Genomic DNA, 19,791 nt, shown 5'->3' on the forward strand with positions numbered 1-19,791 from the left:
AAGCGCGTCACACGGCACCCGGAAGCCCCGCCCGCACCGCCGCGGCGCTCCGGCGGGCGGGGACGTCAGGAGGGCGTCCCGCCGGGGTCCTCCGGACCCGGCGGCGTCTGCGGCCGCCGCCCCCACAGCCGCCGGGTGCGCGTGAGCAGGCCGGCGCCCGGCCCGCGTGTCCCTCCCCGGTGCCCGTGGACGCGGGGATCGTCCGTGACGGCGTACCGCTTCACGTACGCCCCCAGGAACGCCTGCAGCGTGGCCACCGCGGGGATGGCGATCAGCGCGCCGACGGCACCGAGCAGGGCGGTGCCCGCGATGACCGAGCCGAAGGCGACCGCGGGATGGATGTCGACGGTCTTCGAGGTCAGCTTGGGCTGCAGCACGTAGTTCTCGAACTGCTGGTAGACCACGACGAAGATCAGCACCCACAGCGCGTACCAGGGATCGACCGTGAAGGCGATCAGCATGGCCAGGGCGCCCGCGAGATAGGTGCCGATGGTGGGGATGAACTGCGACACCAGCCCCACCCACACGGCGAGCACGGGCGCGTAGGGCACCTCCAGGACCTGCAGCAGGACGTAGTGCGCTATGCCGGAGATCAGCGCCATCAGACCGCGCGAGTACAGATAACCGCCGGTCTTGTTGACGGCGATCTCCCACGCGCGCAGCACCTCGGCCTGCCGGGCGGGCGGCAGCACGGAGCACAGCGCGCGGCGCAGCCGCGGACCGTCGGCGGCGAAGTAGAAGGAGAACAGCGTGACCGTCAGCAGCTGGAAGAGGCCGCCGAGGACCTGCGCGGACACGTCCAGGACGCCGGTGGCGCTGTTCTGCACGTAGGTGCGCAGCCAGTCTGAGCGGAGCAGGCCCTCCTGGACGTCCACCCGGCGCAGCTCGGTGTTGAAGTGGATGTTGACCCAGTTGATGACGGAGTCGAGGTAGGCCGGGAAGTTCTCGACCATCGTGATGATCTGGCCCGCGAGCATGGAGCTGAGCAGGGTGACGAAGCCCGCGGACGCGATCATCACGGCCAGGAAGACGATGCCGGTGGCCAGCCCCCGGCGCAGACCGCGCGCGGCCATCCAGCTCACCGCGGGCTCGATGGCGAGGGCCAGGAAGAACGCGATGAGGATGTTGATCAGCAGGCCGGTGAGCTGGTGGAAGGCCCAGCTGCCCAGCTGGAACACGGCGTAGAGCGCGAGCGCGAGCACCAGGGCGCGCGGCAGCCAGCGGGGCATCCGGGCGTCCGGGCCGGCGGTGCCGGGGGCCGGGGGCCGGGGGCCGGGCGGCGTCGTGCCGGACGGGGAAGTGTGCGGGGCTGCCTGCCCGGTCTCGTCAGTCGGTGCCACGGTGCAAGTCTCGCCCACGTCATCGGCGGCCGGCTGCCGTCCCACGATCTTCGTGACCGATCAGCGCCTGTCCTGTGGCACGTTCATGACCGTGCACACCACGCGCCACACGTCCTTGGCCGCCCAGCCGGCGTCCAGGGCCTCCAGCACCGTGCGCCCGCCGAGCTCCGACATCACGTGATCGCGCGCGAAGGTGTCGGCGTAACCCGGACCGAAGTGGTCCGCCATCCGCTGCCAGAAGACCGTCAACCGCATGCCTCCAGTATCCCGCTCCCGGGGTGGGCCTGCGCCGTGGCCCCTCGCCGGGACCGCTTTCCGCCCTACGGTCTGACGCATGGCCGAAACAGGAGTTTCCGCGCTCCCCCCGACGCCGCCGGCGTCCACCCCGCTCGCGCGTGCCGAGCACTTCGTCTGGCTCACCGCACGCGTGCTGGAGCAGCGCCTCTTCGCGCACCACTTCCGGGGCGGCGGCGCGGACCCGGTGGAGACGGCGCTGGACGCCTACCGCAACGAGGACGGCGGGTACGGTCACGCGCTGGAGCCCGACCTGCGCGGCCCGGCCAGCCAGCCCCTGCACACCGCGTACGCGCTGCGCGTCCTGGACTCCATCGGCCGCTGCGGCGGACAGCGCGTGGAGCGCCTGTGCCGCTACCTGACCACCGTGTCGACGCCGGACGGAGCCCTTCCGGCGTTCCCGTCCGACCGGGACGGCCGTCCGGCCGCACCCTTCGTCCGGGGCGCCGGCGCCCCGTCCGGTGATCTCCTCGCCACCGGCCCGGTGGTGGGCCTGCTGCACCGCAACGAGGTGTGGCACGCCTGGCTGTTCCGGGCCACGGACTTCTGCTGGCAGGCGGTCGAGTCGCTGCGGACGGCCCGCCCGCACGAGGTCGAGGCCGCCGTGACCTTCCTGGACTCCGCTCCCGACCGTCCGCGCGCGGAGGCGGCCGCCGACCGCCTGGGGCGTCTGGTGCGCGAGCAGCGGCTCGCGGCCCTGGACCCGGACCGCCTCGGCGCCCGTCCCGTCCCGCCCGGCCACGCCCCCGGCGAGCCCCGCCTCCCGCACGACTACGCGAGGACGCCGCGCTCCCTGGCACGCGCGTGGTTCACGGACGCGGAGATGAGCCGCTCCCTGGACTTCCTCGCCGCCGCGCAGCAGCAGGACGGCGGCTGGCCCGCCCGCCGGCGGGCTCCGGCCCCCGCCCCGGAGGCCCGCTCCATGGCGACGGTCGAGGCCCTGCGCACCCTCCGGGCGTACGGCCGCGACCTCGGCTGACCCGGCACGGCCCCCTCATCCGCCCAGGGCCCGCACCCCGGCGGTCACCACCACCGCCACCCCGACGACCAGCAGGAACGGGGCGCGCAGCACCAGCGCCACGGCGGCCGCGGCGACCCCCGCGGCCCGGGCGTCCAGCACGAGCGCGGTCCCGTCGGCGAAGGTCTGCTGGGCGGTGAGCGCGGCGAGGAGGGCGACGGGCAGCAGGGCGGCCAGCCGCTTGACGAGCGGCCTCTCCAGGGCGGCCGCGGGCACCAGCAGCCCGGCCAGTTTGACGGCGTAGCACCCGAGGGCGGTCGCGCCGATCGCGATCCAGGTGTTCACCGTCCCCCCTCCCGCGCGCCGCCCCCGCGGCGTCCCTCCGCCCACAGCACGGCCGGCGCCGCCAGCGCGGCCACCAGGACCGGCGTCCCGGCGGGCAGCACCGGCAGCAGGCCGAGCCCCAGGAGCACGGCGAGACCGGCGACGACCCGTTCGACCGCGGTCCTCAGCATCGGCGCGAGCAGCGCCAGGAAGACCGCGGGGCCCGCCGCGTCCAGCCCCCACGCCCCGGTGTCCCCGACGGCCTCCGCGCCCAGCGCGCCGAGCAGCGTGGTGAGGTTCCACAGCACGTACAGGCTGAGTCCCGTCACGACGAACCCGATCCGGGCGCCGCGCCGCGTGGTCTGCGCGAGCGCGACGGCGGCCGTCTCGTCGATCACCCACTGGGCGGCCGGCGGCCGCACCGCGCGCGGGAGGGCCAGCAACTGCGACAGGCGCAGCCCGTAGAAGGCGTTCCGCACGCCCAGGAAGAAGGCCCCCGCGGCCGCCGTCAGCGGGTTGCCGCCGGCCGCGAGCGCCCCGACCAGCGCGAACTGCGAGGCCCCGGTGAACACCAGGAGACTGAGCGCACAGGTCTGCCCCAGGGTCAGTCCGCTGCCCGCCGAGGTCACCCCGAAGGCGAACCCGGACAGTCCCACCGCGACGCCGACTCCGAGGGCGTCCCGTACGACGGCGCTGTCCGGCCTTTCCCCGTCATGCGGGCGTATGTCCGGAAGAGTTGTCTGTTCTGCCACGGGCCGGACGGTAGGGCATCCGCCGCCGGGCGTCTTGTACGTTCTTGCGCTCCCGCTGGTAGGCCCCCGGGGGCACGCCGACGATCCGGGTGAAGTGCCGGTTCAGGTGCGGCTGGTCGGTGAACCCCACCGCCACGGCCGCCTCGGCCGGTGACGTGCCCGCGTCCAGCAGCCGCCGCGCCCGGCGCACCCGCGCGTCCGTCAGCCAGGCGTGGGGCGGCATGCCGTAGGCGTCCCGGAAGGCCCGCAGCAACGCGAACGGGCTGGTGGCGAACTCGGCGGCCAGCTGTTCCAGGCTCGGCGGCCGGGCCAGCCGCTCCTCCAGCACGGCACGCGCGCGTGCCGCGGTCCGGGCCCCCGCCGTCCGCGCCTCCCGCCGCGGCAGCGGCCCGCCGTTCAGCCGCAGCAGCCGGGTCACGGCGACCCGCAGCAACGTGTCGGCGGCCAGCGCGTTCCCTTCGTCCGCCGCCCGCAGCACCCGGTGCACCAGGCCGGCCGTGTACGGGTCGTCGACCACCGGCCGGACGAACCCCGGCGTGCCCCGCAGCGTGGTGGTCTCGGCCGCGATCCCGGCCACCACCTCGGGCGACGGGTAGACGGCCCCGTACCGCCACCCCTCGGGCACCCCGGCCCGCCCGGTGTGCGGGGTGTCCGGATTGATCAGCGCCAGGGCCCCGGCGCCCGCGTACTGATCGGCCCCTTGGTGGTGGAAGACCTCGACCCCGTCGGCGATGGCGGCGATCACGAAGTGCTCGTGCGTGTGCCGCACGAACGTCTTTCGGATGTAGCGGGCGCGCAGCAGATCGACCCCGGGCAGCTCGGCGTACCGCCAGTGCCGTGCCCGCTCGCCAGAACCTGCCATGAGGCCATTCTCCGTGCGGCCCGCCGCAGGGTCCGACCCGCCTCCGCGACCGCCCGCGGCGGGAGGGGGCGTGCCGGGATGTCCACCCGGCGGCGGGCGGCGTCCGGCACGGCCGCCATCGGGCCGGCAGCCCCGCCGGACGCCCCGTTCGCGCGGGCCGGCCGGATTGTCAGTGCCCGGGTGCACGATGGACGCATGGTCAGCGACACGCACCCGGCCCTGGACGGCTTCTCCCCCGCGACCCGCAACTGGTTCACGGGGGCCTTCGCCGCGCCCACCGCGGCCCAGGCGGGCGCGTGGCAGGCCATCCGCGCGGGCTCGGACGTGCTGGTCGTCGCCCCCACCGGCTCCGGCAAGACCCTGGCCGCCTTCCTCGCCGCCCTGGACCAGCTGACCTCGACGCCCCCGCCCGCGGACCCGAGGAAGCGCTGCCGCGTGCTGTACGTCTCCCCCCTCAAGGCCCTGGCCGTCGACGTCGAGCGCAACCTCCGCAGCCCGCTGACCGGCATCCGCCACGAATCCGTCCGCCTGGGCCTGCCCGAGCCCGAGGTGACGGTGGGCATCCGCTCCGGCGACACCCCCGCCGCCGAGCGCCGCGCCCTGTCCACCCGTCCCCCGGACATCCTGATCACCACGCCGGAGTCGCTGTTCCTGATGCTCACGTCGGCCACGCGCGAGGCGCTGACCGGCGTGGAGACGGTCATCCTCGACGAGGTGCACGCGGTCGCCGGCACCAAGCGGGGCGCCCACCTCGCCCTCTCCCTGGAGCGGCTCGACGAGCTCCTCCCCCGGCCCGCCCGGCGCGTCGGCCTGTCCGCGACGGTCCGCCCGGTCGACGAGGTCGCCCGCTTCCTCTCCCCCCGCCGCAAGGTCGAGATCGTCCAGCCGGAGTCGGGCAAGGAGTTCGACCTCTCGGTCGTGGTGCCGGTCGAGGACCTGGGCGAACTGGGCGGCTCCCCGGTCGCCGACGGCGGCGGGGGCGCGGAACGCCCGTCGATCTGGCCGCACGTGGAGGAGCGGATCGCCGACCTGGTCCGGTCCCACCGGTCCACCATCGTCTTCGCCAACTCCCGCCGTCTCGCGGAGCGCCTGTGCAACCGCCTCAACGAGATCGCGTACGAGCGGGCCACCGGCGAGCCCTTGGACGAGCACCACTCCCCCGCGGACCTCATGGGCAACTCCGGAGCCGCCCGGGGCGCGCCCCCGGTCATCGCCCGCGCCCACCACGGCTCGGTCTCCAAGGAGCAGCGCGCCCTCGTCGAGGAGGACCTCAAGGCGGGCCGCCTGCCCGCCGTGGTCGCCACCTCCAGCCTGGAGCTCGGCATCGACATGGGCGCGGTCGACCTCGTCGTGCAGGTGGAGTCCCCGCCCTCCGTCGCGTCGGGCCTGCAGCGCGTGGGCCGCGCGGGCCACCAGGTCGGCGCGGTGTCCACCGGCGTCGTCTTCCCCAAGTACCGCGGCGACCTGGTGCAGGCCGCCGTCGTCACCGAGCGGATGCGCGCCGGCGCCATCGAGTCCCTGAGGATCCCCGCCAACCCCCTGGACGTCCTGGCCCAGCAGCTCGTCGCCATGACGGCGATGGACACCTGGCACGTCGACGACCTGCTCGCCACGGTCCGCCGCGCCGCCCCCTTCGCGTCGCTGCCCGAGTCGGCGTTCACGGCCGTCCTGGACATGCTCGCGGGCCGCTATCCCTCCGACGCCTTCGCCGAGCTGCGCCCGCGCGTGGTGTGGGACCGGGTCGCGGGCACGGTCTCCGGCCGCCCCGGCGCGCAGCGCCTCGCCGTCACCTCCGGCGGCACGATTCCCGACCGCGGGCTCTTCGGGGTCTTCCTCGCCGGGGCCGACCCGAAGAAGGGCGGCGGCCGGGTCGGCGAACTCGACGAGGAGATGGTGTACGAGTCCCGCGTGGGCGACGTCTTCACGCTCGGCACCAGTTCCTGGCGCATCGAGGACATCACGCGCGACCGCGTCCTGGTCTCGCCCGCCCCGGGCGTGCCGGGCAGGCTCCCGTTCTGGAAGGGCGACCAGCTGGGCCGCCCGCTGGAGCTGGGCCGCGCGGTGGGCGCGTTCCTGCGCGAGATCGGCTCGCTGCCCGAGAAGGACGCCCGGCTGCGCCTCCTCGCCGCGGGCCTGGACGCCTGGGCCGCCGACAACGTGCTCTCCTACCTCGACGAGCAGCGCCGGGCCTGCGGCCACGTCCCGGACGACCGCACGATCGTCGTGGAGCGGTTCCGCGACGAGCTCGGCGACTGGCGGGTCGTCGTGCACTCCCCGTTCGGCGCCCAGGTGCACGCCCCGTGGGCCCTCGCCCTCGGCGCCCGGCTCTCCGCGCGGTACGGCATGGACGCGCAGGTCATGCACGCCGACGACGGCATCGTCCTGCGGTTGCCCGACGCCGATCTCATGGGCCTGGACCTGCTCGACCAGGAGCCGGTGCCGACCGGCCCGGAGTACGACGCGGACCGGGCGCCCGTCGGCGCGGCGGACGTCGTCCTCGACCCGGGCGAGGTCGACCGGGTCGTCACCGACCAGGTGGGCGGCTCGGCCCTGTTCGCCTCCCGGTTCCGCGAGTGCGCCGCCCGCGCGCTGCTGCTGCCGCGCCGCAACCCCGGCAAGCGCACCCCGCTGTGGCAGCAGCGCCAGCGCGCCGCCCAGCTGCTGCAGGTGGCGAGCGAGTTCGGCTCGTTCCCGATCGTGCTGGAGGCGGTCCGCGAATGCCTCCAGGACGTCTTCGACGTCCCCGGCCTGATCGAGCTGATGGGCGACCTGGAGTCCCGCAGGGTCCGCCTCGTCGAGGTCACCACCCCCGAGCCGTCCCCGTTCGCGCGCTCCCTGCTGTTCGGATACGTCGCCCAGTTCCTGTACGAGGGCGACTCGCCGCTCGCCGAGCGCCGCGCCGCCGCCCTGTCGCTGGACTCGCGGCTGCTGGCCGAGCTGCTCGGCCAGGCGGAGCTGCGCGAGCTGCTCGACGCGGACGTCCTGGCCGAGCTGGAGCGCGAGCTGCAGTGGCGCACCGAGGACCGCCGCGTCAAGGACGCCGAGGGGGTCGCCGACCTGCTGCGACTGCTCGGCCCGCTCACCGACGCCGAGCTGGCGGAGCGGGGCGCACAGCCGCGGTGGGCCCGGGAGCTGGCCGGTGCCCGCCGGGCGATCCGGGTGCGCATCGCCGGCGCCGACCACTGGGCGGCGATCGAGGACGCGGGCCGGCTGCGGGACGCGCTCGGCACCGCGCTGCCCGTGGGCGTCCCGGAGGCCTTCACCGAACCGGTGAAGGATCCGCTCGGCGACCTCCTGGCCCGCTACGCCCGTACGCACGGCCCGTTCACATCGGCCGCGGCGGCGGCCCGCTTCGGCCTGGGCGTCGCCGTCACCGAGGGCGCCCTGCACCGCCTGGCGGCGTCGGGCAGGGTCGTCCAGGGCGAGTTCCACCCGGCCGGGATCGGCCAGGAGTGGTGCGACGCGGCCGTGCTGCGCCGCCTGCGCCGACGGTCGCTCGCCGCTCTGCGGCACGAGCTGGAGCCGGTGCCGCCGGCCGCGCTCGCCCAGTTCCTGCCGCAGTGGCAGCACGTCGGCCGGGGGCACGCGCTGCGCGGCGTCGACGGGCTGGTGCGCGCCGTCGAGCAGCTGCAGGGCGCCGCCGTGCCCGCGTCCGCCCTGGAGAGGCTCGTCCTGCCGTCCCGGGTGACGGACTACACCCCGGCGATGCTCGACGAGCTCACGGCCGCCGGGGAGGTGGTGTGGGCCGGGGCCGGCGCCCTGCCCGGCAAGGACGGCTGGATCTCCCTGTACCTGGCGGACGCGGCCCCGCTGCTGCTGCCCTCCCCGCACCCCCTGGAGCCGACCGCCCTCCACCAGTCCGTCCTGGACGCCCTCTCCGGGGGCTACGGCCTGTTCTTCCGCCAGATCGCCGACCAGGTCCGCGCCGCCACCACGCACCCCGACGTCACCGACCCGCAACTGGCCGACGCCCTCTGGGACCTGGCCTGGTCCGGGCGGCTCACCAACGACACGCTCGCGCCCCTGCGCTCCCTGCTGGGCTCCGGCCGCACCGCGGGCGCCACGGCCCACCGCGCCAGGCGCGCGGTCCCGCGCGGGCGCTACGGCTCCCTGACGGCCGCCGCCCGTCCCGCCTCCCGCGGCGGGCCGCCGACCGTCGCCGGCCGCTGGTCCCTGCTGCCCGCCCGTGAGGCCGACCCCACGGTGCGTGCCCACGCCCTGGCCCGCACGCTCCTCGACCGGCACGGCGTGGTGACCCGGGGCGCCGTCACGGCCGAGGGCGTCGAGGGCGGTTTCTCGGCGGCGTACCGCGTCCTGTCCGCCTTCGAGGAGAGCGGTCAGGCCCGGCGCGGCTACGTGGTGGAGGGGCTCGGCGCCGCGCAGTTCGCCATGGACGGCGCGGTGGACCGCCTCCGCGCGGTGGCCGGCGCCCGCGAACGCGGCGACGACCTGCCGCGGCCCGGCTTCGGCAGCCGGCTTCCCGAGGGCTCCGCAGCCGTGTCCGCCGGCTTCGGACCACCCGGTGCCCGCGACGCCTCCGGCTCCCTGGACGACTGGGACGCCTCCGCCCCCGGCGCCGGCCGAGCCGGCTCCGCTCCCGACGGGCACGGCGAACACGACGGGCACGACGAGCACGACAGGTACGACGGGCACGGCAGGTACGGCGCGCACGAGGGGCACGACCCCACCGGCCTCGACGACGATCTCGCCTGGACGGCTCCCGGCCCGTCCGCCCCCGGCGATCACGTCTCGCCCCGCGCGTACTCCTCCCCCGACGGCGGCGGCCCGGGGAGCGGCTTCCCGTACGGCACCGGCGGCCCGGGCGGCGACGGCCGCCACACCCCCGGCAACGGCTTCGCCGGCCACTCCCGCGCCGGCTCCCGAGCCGTCGTCCTCGCCGCCGCCGACCCCGCGAACGCCTACGGGGCGGCGCTTCCCTGGCCCGAGCCCCCGGCCGGCGCCGGGCACAAGCCGGGCCGGAAGGCGGGCTCCCTCGTGGTGCTCGTCGCCGGCGATCTCGCGCTCTACGTGGAGCGCGGCGGCAAGACGCTGCTGGCCTGGCCCTCCGACCCGGACCAGGAGCCCGCCGACGACGCCCGCCTGCGGGCAGCCGCCGAGGCCCTCGCGGAGGCCGCCCGCGCCGGCCGCCTGGGCACGGTCACGGTGGAGCGTGTCAACGGCGCCCCGGCCCTGACCTCCCCCCTCGGCGCCCTCCTGGAAGCGGCGGGCTTCGTCGCCACTCCCCGGGGCCTGCGCCTGCGCGCATGAGCAGGACCATCCGCGGTACCGGGGAAAACCCGCACGGACGCACCCGGCCGCGGCACCGGAGGACGCCTCAAGGACACGCCCGCCCCGCGGAGCCCGCGCATCCGGGAGGACGCCCGCGTCGGGGCATCCCCGCTCCCGCCCGTGCCACCCTGGAACCATGCCCGAAGGAGACACGGTCTGGCAGACCGCGAGGCGGCTGCACGGCGCCCTCGCGGGCAAGGTGCTGACCCACAGCGACCTCCGGGTGCCCAGGTACGCCACGGCCGACCTCACGGGGCGCACCGTCCTGGACGTCACCCCGCGCGGCAAGCACCTTCTCACCCGCGTCGAGGGCGGCCTGACCCTCCACTCGCACCTGCGGATGGACGGTGCCTGGAAGGTGTATCCCCACGGCCGGCGCTGGAGCGGCGGCCCGGGCCATCAGATCCGCGCGGTCCTCGGCAACACCGAGCACACGGCCGTCGGCTACCGCCTTCCCGTCCTCGAACTCCTCCGCACCGCCGACGAACACCGCGCCGTGGGCCATCTGGGCCCCGACCTGCTGGGGCCGGACTGGGACGCCGGCCGCGCCCTCGCCAACCTCCTCGCCGACCCCGCCCGCCCCCTCGGCGAGGCCCTCCTCGACCAGCGCAATCTCGCCGGCATCGGCAACATCTACAAGTGCGAGCTGTGCTTCCTGCTCGGCGTCACCCCCTGGCTCCCCGTCGGCGAACTTCCCGCCGAGCACGCCGGCAGGCTCCCCGCACTGGCCAAGAAGCTCCTGGAGGCCAACCGTGACCGCCCGGTCCGCACCACGACGGGCCGCCGCGGCCAGGAACTGTTCGTGTACGGCCGCGCGCCTCGCCCCTGCCTGCGCTGCCACACGCCCGTCCGCGTGGGTGAGCAGGGCGACGGCTCCCGCGAACGCCCCACGTACTGGTGCCCGGTCTGCCAGCAGGGCCCGGCTCCGCGAACCCCGCACCCTTGGCAGGGGAACCGGCGCCGCACCCCTCGGTGACCCGCCCGGCCGGCACCCGTCCACACCGGCCCGGCCCAGCGCGCCCCCGCCGCGGGCGCGCTTCTCGGCCGCCTCGCCGGGAAAGCCGCCCTCTTCCCGGCCGTGCCGGACCGACGAGGCGGAGGATGCCGCCGCACCGTCTGCCGCCGGCCCGTCCCCGCACCCGGCCGCACCCTCCGCAGCCGGTCGCGCCCCTGTACCCGCCCCGGACGCGCCCGTCCCACACCCGGCTTGATCATCCGGCCGGCGGGCGGCGCGACGATTCCCCGGCGGCCGCCCGCCGGCCCCGCCACGCCCGCCGCCACCGTCCCGCGTCCACGGCCCCTGCCGCCCGGTCGCCGGGCGCGCAGTGCACCGGCAGCACGCTCAGTCCCCATCCCCCGGCGGCGACCACCCCCTCGACCGCTCCCGCGCCGGGCACCAGCGCGAGCCGCAGCACGGCCCACCACCACAGCCCTCCGAACCCCAGAACGGCTCCCCAGCGCACGATCCGCCCCGACATGGCCCGCCACCACCTCCAGCCCGACGCCGAACGGCCCCCGGCGTTCCGAAAGGACGCGCCGAGGACGCACAGGCGCACCGCCCGCCGGGCGGCGGGCGCCGGCCGCTGCCCGGCGGGCGTCAGCCGTTCTCGGCCTGGAACATCCAGTGCTGCTTCTCCAGGCCCGCCGTGATCCGGACGAAGACGTCCTGGCTCACCGGATCCGCCTCCCCGGTCGCCCGGATCCGTTCCCGCATCCGGGCGATCACCGCCCCCAGCGCCTCGACCAGCGTGCCGACCGCGGCCGAGTCGTCGACCCATCCCTCGGGCGTCACTCCGATCCCGCTGCCGACAGCCACCGTCGCCGCGCGCCCGTCCGGCGGGACCCCCAGCGCCGCGGCGCGCTCGGCCACGGTGTCGGAGTGGACGCGCGCGAAGTCCACGACCTCGTCGAGCTGCGTGTGCACGGAGCGGAAGCGCGGCCCGACCACGTTCCAGTGGATCTGCTTCGCCACGAGGGCGAGGTCCACCAGGTCGGCCAGGGCGCCCTGCAGCGCCTCGGCCACGGTCTTCAGGTCCACGTCGGACAAGGAGCTCTTCACGACGTACATCCGCACCTCCTCGGGGGTCCCCGCCAGATCCCTCCACGATGACCGGGCCGCCCGGACCCGGCAAACGCACCGCGGCGGCCTTCGGCGCGCCCGGAGCCGCCCTCGCCGCCCGCGCATACGAAAACCCCGGCCGCGCCCCTCCGGGTCTCCCCGGAGAAGCCCCGGCCGGGGCCTCGCACGTCGTTCAACGCCGCGTCGGCATCAGGGATGCCGCACAACAGGTGCGGTTCGGTGCCGCGCTCACGCGGCGACGACGTCCACCGCCTCGGAGGGCGCCTTGATGGTCACCCGTTCCGGTGGCACACCGGTCACCGACACGGAGCCCAGCATCGGACGAACCGGCGTGGGCACGGGCTCGCTGGGGGTGGCCGCAGCGGACTGGGCCAGTTCGGCGAGGGCGAGTTCGTCGCTCACTTCCCGCATGAGTTCGGACATCCGTACGTCCAGCGCGTCGCAGATGGCGGCGAGCAGCTCGGAGGAAGCCTCCTTCTGCCCCCGCTCCACCTCGGAGAGATAGCCGAGTGAGACTCGGGCGGACGAGGAGACTTCGCGCAGAGTACGGCCCTGGCGTTGGCGCTGCCGACGCAGCACGTCACCCAGCAGGCGACGGAGCAGAATCATCGGTGGCTCCCTCCTCGGACCGCGTAGCCGCATCCTTCTCGCCCCACCGTACCGCCTCGCGCCGCGGCCGTGCGGGGAGCGATGTCGTGTTCACTCAGGGCTGCAAACATCAAAACCCCCCGTTCCGTTCCGTATCCTGTGCCCGCTCATTCCCGGTCTGTTCGCCCGCAAGCTCCTTCAGGAGCAGTGCGAGTACGCTCCGTACACTCTCTCTACGAATTTCCGCGCGGTCGCCGTTCAACCGCAGGGCCTCCACTTTTCCGCCGGCGGCGGAACCGGAATCCGCTCCGAACGGCCCGTCCACGGCCACGAAGACCGTCCCGACGGGCTTGCCGTCCTGTGGCTCCGGACCCGCGACACCCGTCGTCGCGATCCCCCAGTCCGCGCCGAGCGCCTTGCGCACGCCGGCCGCCATCTGGAGCGCGACCTGCGGATCCACCGCTCCACGTGCCGCCAGCAGGCCGGCGTCGACGCCGAGCAGTTCCTGCTTCAGTTCGGTGGCGTAGGCGGTGACCGAACCCCGGAACACCTGGGACGCCCCGGGAACCGAGGTGATCTCCGCCGCGACCAGACCGCCGGTCAGCGACTCGGCGACCGCGAGGGTCCCACCCCTCACCGCCAGTAGTCGCACCAGGTCGACGGCCGGGGAACTCACGCTTCCGTCTCCTCCAACGCGCTTTCGCGCTCGGCGATTCCCCGCCTGCGCAACACAATGGCCTGTTTCACATAGTCCAGTCCGGTCACGACCGTCAAAACGACCGCCACCGCCATCACCCAGAACCTCAGGGTCGCCAGCGGTCCCGTCAGCGCCAGCACATACATCCCCACGGCGATGCCCTGGGTGAGGGTCTTGAGCTTGCCGCCGCGGCTCGCGGGGATGACGCCGTACCGAATGACCAGGAAACGCAGCAGCGTGATCCCGAGTTCCCGGCCGAGGATCACCGCGGTCACCCACCACGGCAGATCGCCCAGGGCGGAGAGGCAGATCAGCGCCGCCCCCATGATCGCCTTGTCGGCGATGGGGTCGGCGATCTTCCCGAAGTCGGTGACCAGGTTGTAGGTGCGCGCCAGATGCCCGTCGAAGAGGTCGGTGATCATGGCGATGGCGAAGGCCGCCCAGGCGAGCGAGCGCCAGGCCGGGTCGTAGCCGCCGTCGGCGAGCATCAGCGCGACGAAGGCCGGTACGAGGATCAGCCGGAGCATCGTCAGGAGGTTGGCGACGTTCCAGACGCCGGCCTGGTCGACGGCCGCGGCGGCCAGCTTCGCCCCGCGCGCCGGCCGGGCGCCGCCCGCCGTACCGGAAGCGGCGCCGGAGACGGTGCCCGAGGCGTCCGCGGCATCCGGGGCGCGACCGGAGCCGACCGCGTGGGAGGTGTCTTTGGAAGCGGTCCCCCCGCTCCCCGGCGCTCCACCGCCGGCTCCCGGGGCCCGGCTGCTCCCCGCCGCCCCGCCGGCACCCGGGGTCCCACCGGAGCCGGACGTCCGCCCGCCGGGCTGCTCGGCAGCGGCCCGCGCGGCGGTCCCGCCCGGGGCCGCACGCCCCACCGCCCCCGGCACGGCACCCGATGCCGCGCCCGGAGCGGCCCTCCGCGCGCCGGAGGCGCCTCCCGCCGCGGACGCCGGAACTCCGGTCATCTGCCCGCCTCCTCACTCCCCGCGTACGAGCCCTGGAGCGGCTCGGCGACCAGGTCGACACCTTCCGTACCGACCACCTTCGCCTCGACCATACGGCCGACGCTCAAGCCCGCGCCGCCCGTGAGCAGCACCTGGCCGTCCGTCTCGGGCGCCTGGTGCGCCGCACGGCCCTGGACGCCCTCCTCGCCGTCCACGGACTCCACGAGGACGCGCACGGTCTCGCCCACGCGCTCCTCGGCCCGCTGCGAGACCAGTTCCTCCGCCAGCCGGGAGATGTGGGCGAGCCGCTCGGCGACGACGTCCTCGTCGAGCTTGTTGTCGTACGTCGCCGCCTCCGTGCCCTCCTCGTCGGAGTAGCCGAAGACGCCGATGGCGTCCAGCCGCGCGTGGTTCAGGAACCGCTCCAGCTCGGCGAGGTCGGCCTCCGACTCGCCGGGGAAGCCCACGATGAAGTTGGACCGCACGCCGGCCTCGGGGGCCTTGCCGCGGATGGTGTCCAGCAGCTCCAGGAAGCGGTCGGTGTCGCCGAAGCGGCGCATCGCGCGCAGCACGCCGGGCGCGGAGTGCTGGAAGGACAGGTCGAAGTAGGGGGCGACCTTCGGGGTCGAGGTCAGCACGTCGATGAGGCCGGGCCGCATCTCGGCCGGCTGGAGGTAGCTGACCCGCACCCGCTCGATGCCGTCGACCTCGGCGAGTTCGGGCAGCAGGGCCTCCAGCAGGCGGATGTCGCCCAGGTCCTTGCCGTAGGAGGTGTTGTTCTCGGAGACCAGCATGATCTCCTTCACGCCCTGCTCGGCCAGCCATCGCGTCTCGTTGAGCACGTCGCTCGGGCGGCGCGAGATGAAGGAGCCGCGGAAGGACGGGATGGCGCAGAAGGAGCAGCGCCGGTCGCAGCCGGAGGCGAGCTTGACCGAGGCGACCGGGGAGCCGTCCAGGCGGCGGCGCAGGGGCGCGCGGGGGCCGGAGGCCGGAGCGACGCCCTCCGGGAGGTCGGCCGGCCCGTGCCCCGGAATCGCCACCTCCGTGCCCGCTCCCTGCCGCTCGACCGGGCTGATCGGCAGCAGCTTGCGCCGGTCGCGCGGGGTGTGCGCGGCGTGGATGCCGCCGTTCAGGATGGTCTGGAGCCGGTCCGAGATGTTCGCGTAGTCGTCGAAGCCGAGCACGCCGTCGGCCTCGGGGAGGGCCTCGGCCAGTTCCTTGCCGTACCGCTCGGCCATGCAGCCCACCGCCACCACGGCCTGCGTTCTGCCGTGTCCCTTGAGGTCGTTGGCCTCCAGGAGGGCGTCGACGGAGTCCTTCTTGGCGGCTTCGACGAACCCGCAGGTGTTCACGACCGCGACGTCCGCGTCCGCGGCGTCCTCCACGAGCTGCCAGCCGTCCGCCTCCAAACGACCTGCGAGCTCCTCCGAGTCCACCTCGTTACGGGCGCAGCCAAGGGTGACGAGTGCGACGGTACGGCGTTCAGGCATGGGCTCAAGACTACTTCGTCCCGCTGACGGCCCACGCCGACGGGGCTGGCGCCCGCTCCCGCGGACCGGCACGGGCCCGCGGGAGCGGGCGCCGTCCGTGTTCCCCGCCCGGTCCGGCCGGCTCCGCCCGGCCCCCGCGTCCGTGCTCAGCCGGCCGGGCCGCGGCACCGGCAGCCCGGGGACCGCTCACCCGGCCTCGGGGTCACCCTTGGTGTAGGTCAGACGCTCCACGGACCCCGGCTGGAAGTCGTCCTGGATCTTCTTGCCGTTCACGTACAGCTCGATCGCCCCGGCGTCGCCCAGGACGAGGTTGACCTTGGAGCTGTCCTGGAAGGTCCTGGACTCGCCCTGCTTGAGCAGCCCGTCGAAGAGCAGCCGGCCGTTGTGGTCCTTGGCGGAGATCCAGCTGCGCCCGTCGGTGGCGCTGACCCGGACGGTCACCTTGTCCTGCGGCGCGGCCGCGATCGCGCTGTCCGTCGGCTCCGGCTTCGGGTCGGTGGGCTCGCTGGACCCCGGCGTGGGCGAGGCGGACGTGTCACCGGTCGGCGCGGTCCCCCCGGCGACCGGCGTCCGGTCGCCGTCGTCGCCCTTGAACGCCGTGAACGCCACGAAGCCGATCACGGCGACGATCGCGGCGACCATGGCGGCGGTCCAGTTGGGCCCGCGCCGTTCGGGACGGATGCGTTCCGCCTCGAACAGGGGGGCGGCCGGGGTCGGGGCCGGGTGCCCGCCGCGCTCGGCGTCGTACTGGGCGAGCAGCGGGGCCGGATCGAGGTGCACGGCCTTGGCCAGGGTCCGGATGTGCCCGCGGGCGTAGACGTCCCCGCCGCACGGAGCGAAGTCGTCCGCCTCGATGGCGCGCACGATCGCGATGCGGACCCGGGTGGCGGTGCTGATGTCGTCGACGGTCAGCCCGGCGGCGATGCGCGCCTGCCGCAGGGCGGTGCCGATGGAGGGGCGGTCTTCCTCGCGGTCGTCTTCGACGCGGTGGTCTTCGAACGGACGCTCGTCTTCAGGGGAGTTGCCGATGGACACGGGGGCGCCTTTCGAGCGTGTAGCCGCCTGTGCTGGACGTTCAGTCTAGGGGGGGTGCAAAAGGGTGGGGCAACCGGGCGGTCGGACTTTGTACGCCATCGGAATGGCCCGGCCTCCCGATGGTGGAGTGGCTGTTTGTCGCTTCCCTCAACTTGACGTACGGCGGGGGGAAACGGTTGCCCAATGATCCCTTACGGATGGGTCACGACCGGCCCGGCCGGGGCGCCGCGTCCCGCTCCCGCGGGGCGACCACCGCGCCCGTCTCCCTACCCTTCGGACTCCCCCCGGATCATCGCCAGCACACCGTCCAGCTCGTCAGGTTTCACAAGAACGTCACGCGCCTTCGACCCCTCGCTCGGGCCGACGATGTTCCGCGACTCCATGAGGTCCATCAGCCGCCCGGCCTTGGCGAAGCCGACGCGCAGCTTGCGCTGGAGCATGGAGGTCGACCCGAACTGCGTGGAGACGACCAGTTCGGCCGCCTGGCACAGCAGGTCGAGGTCGTCGCCGATGTCCTCGTCGATCTCCTTCTTCTGCTTGCCGCCGACGACGACGTCGTCCCGGAAGACGGGCGCCATCTGGTCCTTGCAGTGCTGGACGACGGCCGCGACCTCCTCCTCGGTCACGAACGCGCCCTGCATGCGGATCGGCTTGTTCGCCCCCATCGGCAGGAACAGCCCGTCGCCCTTGCCGATCAGCTTCTCCGCGCCCGGCTGGTCGAGGATGACCCGCGAGTCCGCCAGCGAGGACGTGGCGAAGGCGAGCCGCGACGGCACGTTGGCCTTGATCAGGCCGGTGACGACGTCGACGGACGGACGCTGCGTGGCGAGCACCAGGTGGATGCCGGCCGCGCGCGCGAGCTGGGTGATCCGCACGATCGCGTCCTCGACGTCGCGCGGCGCGACCATCATCAGGTCGGCCAGCTCGTCGACGATCACCAGCAGGTACGGGTACGGCTGCAGCTCGCGCTCGCTGCCCTCGGGCGCCTTGACCTTGCCCTCGCGCACGGCCCGGTTGAAGTCGTCGATGTGCCGGTAGCCGTACGCCGCGAGGTCGTCGTAGCGCATGTCCATCTCGCGTACGACCCACTGGAGCGCCTCGGCGGCCCGCTTGGGGTTGGTGATGATCGGCGTGATCAGGTGCGGGATGCCCTCGTAGGCGGTCAGCTCGACGCGCTTGGGGTCGACCAGGATCATCCGGACGTCCTCCGGGGTCGCCCGCATCATGACCGAGGTGATCAGGCAGTTGATGCAGGACGACTTGCCGGACCCGGTGGCGCCGGCGACCAGCATGTGCGGCATCTTCGCCAGCGAGTGCATGACGTAGCCGCCCTCGACGTCCTTGCCGAAGGCGACCAGCATCGGGTCGTCGTCCTCCGCGGACTCCGCGAGGCGCAGCACGTCACCGAGGTTGACCATCTCCCGGTCGGTGTTCGGGATCTCGATGCCGACCGCCGACTTGCCGGGGATCGGGCTGATGATCCGTACGTCCGGGCTGGCGACGGCGTACGCGATGTTCTTGGTCAGCGCGGTGATCCGCTCGACCTTCACGGCGGGGCCGAGCTCGACCTCGTAGCGCGTGACCGTCGGCCCGCGCGTGAAGCCGGTGACCCGGGCGTCGACCTTGAACTGGGTGAAGACGGTGGTGAGCGCCTCGACGACGGCGTCGTTGGCGGCGCTGCGCGCCTTGCCGGGGCCGCCGCGCCGGAGGAGGTCCAGGGACGGCAGGGCGTAGGTGATGTCGCCGGACAGCTGGAGCTGCTCGGCGCGCGGCGGCAGCTCGCGGGGCTGGGCGGGCGGGGTCTTCGTGAGGTCGGGCACCGCCGTCGTCGGCTGCTTCCGCGGGGGCTCCTCCTGCCGGGGGCGCGCGGCCGGCGCGGGCGCCGGGACCGGCGCGGTCGGCTCGCGGTCCCCCGCGCGCACGCCCTGGGTGAGGTCGGCGACGACCGGCGAGGGCGGCATGCCGTGCAGGACGGCGCCGTCGAGCGCGGCGGCGGCCGCCGCGGCGACGTCCACGGCGTCCATGGGCCGGTCCGCGCCGGGCTGCGGCGCCGCCGCGGACCGCCGCGGACGGCGGCGCCGGGACAGGGCCTCCTGCTCCGCGCGGTCGGGTTCGTACGCCTCCGGAGCGGGCCCGCGCCTGCGGGGCCCGGCGGGCAGTGCCTCGCGCCACTGCTGCTCGTACCGCTCGTCGTCCTCGCCGTACGCCTCCGCGCCGGGGTCGTGCACCAGGCCGAGGCGCACGCCGAGCAGCCGCAGCCGCTGCGGGATGGCGTTGACCGGCGTGGCCGTGACCACCAGCAGCCCGAAGACCGTCAGCAGCACGAGCAGCGGTACGGCCAGGACGTCGGTCACGGTGTACGACAGCGGGGTCGCCGCCGCCCAGCCGATGAGGCCGCCGGCGTCCCTTATCGCCTGCATGCCGCCGTCGCGGGCGGGCGAGCCGCAGGCGATGTGCACCTGCCCGAGCACGCCGATGACCAGCGCGGACAGGCCGATCACGATGCGGCCGTTGGCCTCGGGCTTCTCCGGGTGCCGGATGAGACGGACGGCGACGACCGCGAGCAGGATCGGCACGAGCAGGTCCAGCCGGCCGAAGGCGCCGGTGACGAGGATCTCGACCAGGTCGCCGACGGGCCCCTCCAGGTCGGCCCAGGTGCCTGCGGCGACGATCAGGGCGATGCCGAGCAGCAGCAGCGCGACGCCGTCCTTGCGGTGCGCCGGGTCGAGGTTCCTGGCCCCCTGCCCTATGCCGCGGAACACGGCCCCGACGGCGTGCGCGAGGCCGAGCCAGAGCGCGCGCACGAGCCGGAAGACGCCCGCCGTGGGGCTGGGCGCCGGTCTGGGCGCGGGCTTCCTCGCCGCGGCCTTCCTGGCGGGCGGCCGCTTCGCGGGGGCCTTCTTCGCGGGGACCCTTGGGGCAGCGGCCTTCCTCGCCGGAGCCTTCGCGGAAGCGGCCGCCTTCTTCGCGGGCGGCTTCTTGGCTGCGGAGGGACGTGAGGCCATGGGTGTGAGGTTACCGGGGGAGACGACGGCGGACACGTGTGCCCACGGCTTCACCCGTTCGTGTCGCTCTGCCGAAGGGGCGGAACTGGCGCGCCCGGCGTGCCTGGTGATGCGACTTCACCGAAGGCGCCCGGGCACC

At 74.7% G+C, this 19,791-nt stretch carries 16 protein-coding genes; 3 read left to right on the top strand and 13 right to left on the bottom strand.

Annotated elements, in window-relative coordinates:
* Positions 1–65: 65 nt before the first annotated feature.
* Positions 66–1,340, bottom strand: coding sequence for an AI-2E family transporter (locus ABD363_RS25525; protein ID WP_344607563.1), 1,275 nt, complete (start codon positions 1,338–1,340; stop codon positions 66–68).
* A 60-nt stretch (positions 1,341–1,400) separates the two neighbouring features.
* On the bottom strand, positions 1,401–1,595 hold the full coding sequence (locus tag ABD363_RS25530; RefSeq protein ID WP_344607565.1) for a DUF3046 domain-containing protein: 195 nt from the start codon (positions 1,593–1,595) through the stop codon (positions 1,401–1,403).
* Between the two features lie 79 nt (positions 1,596–1,674).
* Here ABD363_RS25530 and ABD363_RS25535 point away from each other — a divergent pair, with 79 nt between their 5' ends.
* Entirely contained in the window at positions 1,675–2,613 is a 939-nt protein-coding gene (locus tag ABD363_RS25535; RefSeq protein WP_344607567.1) for a hypothetical protein, read from the top strand.
* 15 nt (positions 2,614–2,628) lie between these two features.
* Here the strand turns inward: ABD363_RS25535 and ABD363_RS25540 are convergent, their stop codons facing one another.
* From ABD363_RS25540 to ABD363_RS25550, 3 genes are read right to left on the bottom strand one after another with little or no spacing between them, the layout of a single operon-like run.
* A complete protein-coding gene (locus ABD363_RS25540) occupies positions 2,629–2,937 on the bottom strand; it encodes an AzlD domain-containing protein (RefSeq protein WP_344607569.1) in 309 nt (102 codons plus the stop codon).
* Entirely contained in the window at positions 2,934–3,668 is a 735-nt protein-coding gene (locus tag ABD363_RS25545) for an AzlC family ABC transporter permease (protein WP_344607571.1), read from the bottom strand. The genes ABD363_RS25540 and ABD363_RS25545 overlap by 4 nt, the downstream gene beginning before the upstream one ends.
* The gene (locus tag ABD363_RS25550) at positions 3,628–4,530 is read right to left on the bottom strand and encodes an AraC family transcriptional regulator (RefSeq protein WP_344607573.1); all 903 of its coding nucleotides are present in this window, start codon (positions 4,528–4,530) and stop codon (positions 3,628–3,630) included. The genes ABD363_RS25545 and ABD363_RS25550 overlap by 41 nt, the downstream gene beginning before the upstream one ends.
* A gap of 195 nt (positions 4,531–4,725) precedes the next feature.
* On the opposite strand from ABD363_RS25550, the gene ABD363_RS25555 reads away from it, so the two are divergent.
* Both ABD363_RS25555 and ABD363_RS25560 read left to right on the top strand, forming a co-directional pair.
* Positions 4,726–9,798: an ATP-dependent helicase gene (locus ABD363_RS25555; RefSeq protein ID WP_344607575.1), complete on the top strand. Its 5,073-nt coding sequence runs from the start codon at positions 4,726–4,728 to the stop codon at positions 9,796–9,798.
* Positions 9,799–9,955: 157 nt separating this feature from the next.
* A complete protein-coding gene (locus tag ABD363_RS25560; protein ID WP_344607577.1) occupies positions 9,956–10,795 on the top strand; it encodes an Fpg/Nei family DNA glycosylase in 840 nt (279 codons plus the stop codon).
* Between the two features lie 235 nt (positions 10,796–11,030).
* On the opposite strand, the gene ABD363_RS25565 is transcribed toward ABD363_RS25560, so the two are convergent.
* The 8 genes from ABD363_RS25565 to ABD363_RS25600 all read right to left on the bottom strand — a co-directional run bounded on the left by ABD363_RS25565 (position 11,031) and on the right by ABD363_RS25600 (position 19,652).
* A complete protein-coding gene (locus ABD363_RS25565) occupies positions 11,031–11,297 on the bottom strand; it encodes a hypothetical protein (protein WP_344607579.1) in 267 nt (88 codons plus the stop codon).
* A 119-nt stretch (positions 11,298–11,416) separates the two neighbouring features.
* Entirely contained in the window at positions 11,417–11,887 is a 471-nt protein-coding gene (locus tag ABD363_RS25570) for a Dps family protein (RefSeq protein WP_344607581.1), read from the bottom strand.
* A 240-nt stretch (positions 11,888–12,127) separates the two neighbouring features.
* Positions 12,128–12,508 (bottom strand): helix-turn-helix domain-containing protein, encoded by a 381-nt coding sequence (locus ABD363_RS25575; protein ID WP_289937380.1) that lies wholly within the window; start codon positions 12,506–12,508, stop codon positions 12,128–12,130.
* A gap of 109 nt (positions 12,509–12,617) precedes the next feature.
* Complete coding sequence (locus ABD363_RS25580) at positions 12,618–13,163, bottom strand: CinA family protein (protein WP_344607585.1); 546 nt, start codon at positions 13,161–13,163, stop codon at positions 12,618–12,620.
* Positions 13,160–14,143: a CDP-diacylglycerol--glycerol-3-phosphate 3-phosphatidyltransferase gene (gene pgsA / locus ABD363_RS25585; protein WP_344607586.1), complete on the bottom strand. Its 984-nt coding sequence runs from the start codon at positions 14,141–14,143 to the stop codon at positions 13,160–13,162. Before pgsA ends, ABD363_RS25580 begins: the two co-directional genes overlap by 4 nt.
* Positions 14,140–15,612, bottom strand: a complete 1,473-nt coding sequence (gene rimO, locus ABD363_RS25590; protein WP_344607587.1) for a 30S ribosomal protein S12 methylthiotransferase RimO — start codon at positions 15,610–15,612, stop codon at positions 14,140–14,142. The genes pgsA and rimO overlap by 4 nt, the downstream gene beginning before the upstream one ends.
* 186 nt (positions 15,613–15,798) lie before the next feature.
* Positions 15,799–16,647, bottom strand: coding sequence for a helix-turn-helix domain-containing protein (locus ABD363_RS25595; protein ID WP_344607588.1), 849 nt, complete (start codon positions 16,645–16,647; stop codon positions 15,799–15,801).
* 266 nt (positions 16,648–16,913) lie between these two features.
* Positions 16,914–19,652: a DNA translocase FtsK gene (locus ABD363_RS25600; protein WP_344607590.1), complete on the bottom strand. Its 2,739-nt coding sequence runs from the start codon at positions 19,650–19,652 to the stop codon at positions 16,914–16,916.
* Between the last annotated feature and the right edge of the window lie 139 nt (positions 19,653–19,791).

It is taken from the genome of Streptomyces glaucus (assembly GCF_039533365.1).
GTDB classification, from domain to species: Bacteria; Actinomycetota; Actinomycetes; order Streptomycetales; family Streptomycetaceae; genus Streptomyces; species Streptomyces glaucus.

What these genes read in the sequence shown, in the direction of transcription:
- ABD363_RS25530 (WP_344607565.1), bottom strand. Translation starts at nt 1,595, where the DNA reads ATGCGGTTGACGGTCTTCTGGCAGCGGATGGCGGACCACTTCGGTCCG.
- ABD363_RS25535 (WP_344607567.1), top strand. Translation starts at nt 1,675, where the DNA reads ATGGCCGAAACAGGAGTTTCCGCGCTCCCCCCGACGCCGCCGGCGTCC.
- ABD363_RS25550 (WP_344607573.1), bottom strand. Translation starts at nt 4,530, where the DNA reads ATGGCAGGTTCTGGCGAGCGGGCACGGCACTGGCGGTACGCCGAGCTG.
- ABD363_RS25555 (WP_344607575.1), top strand. Translation starts at nt 4,726, where the DNA reads ATGGTCAGCGACACGCACCCGGCCCTGGACGGCTTCTCCCCCGCGACC.
- ABD363_RS25560 (WP_344607577.1), top strand. Translation starts at nt 9,956, where the DNA reads ATGCCCGAAGGAGACACGGTCTGGCAGACCGCGAGGCGGCTGCACGGC.
- ABD363_RS25565 (WP_344607579.1), bottom strand. Translation starts at nt 11,297, where the DNA reads ATGTCGGGGCGGATCGTGCGCTGGGGAGCCGTTCTGGGGTTCGGAGGG.
- ABD363_RS25570 (WP_344607581.1), bottom strand. Translation starts at nt 11,887, where the DNA reads ATGTACGTCGTGAAGAGCTCCTTGTCCGACGTGGACCTGAAGACCGTG.
- ABD363_RS25575 (WP_289937380.1), bottom strand. Translation starts at nt 12,508, where the DNA reads ATGATTCTGCTCCGTCGCCTGCTGGGTGACGTGCTGCGTCGGCAGCGC.
- pgsA (WP_344607586.1), bottom strand. Translation starts at nt 14,143, where the DNA reads ATGACCGGAGTTCCGGCGTCCGCGGCGGGAGGCGCCTCCGGCGCGCGG.
- rimO (WP_344607587.1), bottom strand. Translation starts at nt 15,612, where the DNA reads ATGCCTGAACGCCGTACCGTCGCACTCGTCACCCTTGGCTGCGCCCGT.
- ABD363_RS25600 (WP_344607590.1), bottom strand. Translation starts at nt 19,652, where the DNA reads ATGGCCTCACGTCCCTCCGCAGCCAAGAAGCCGCCCGCGAAGAAGGCG.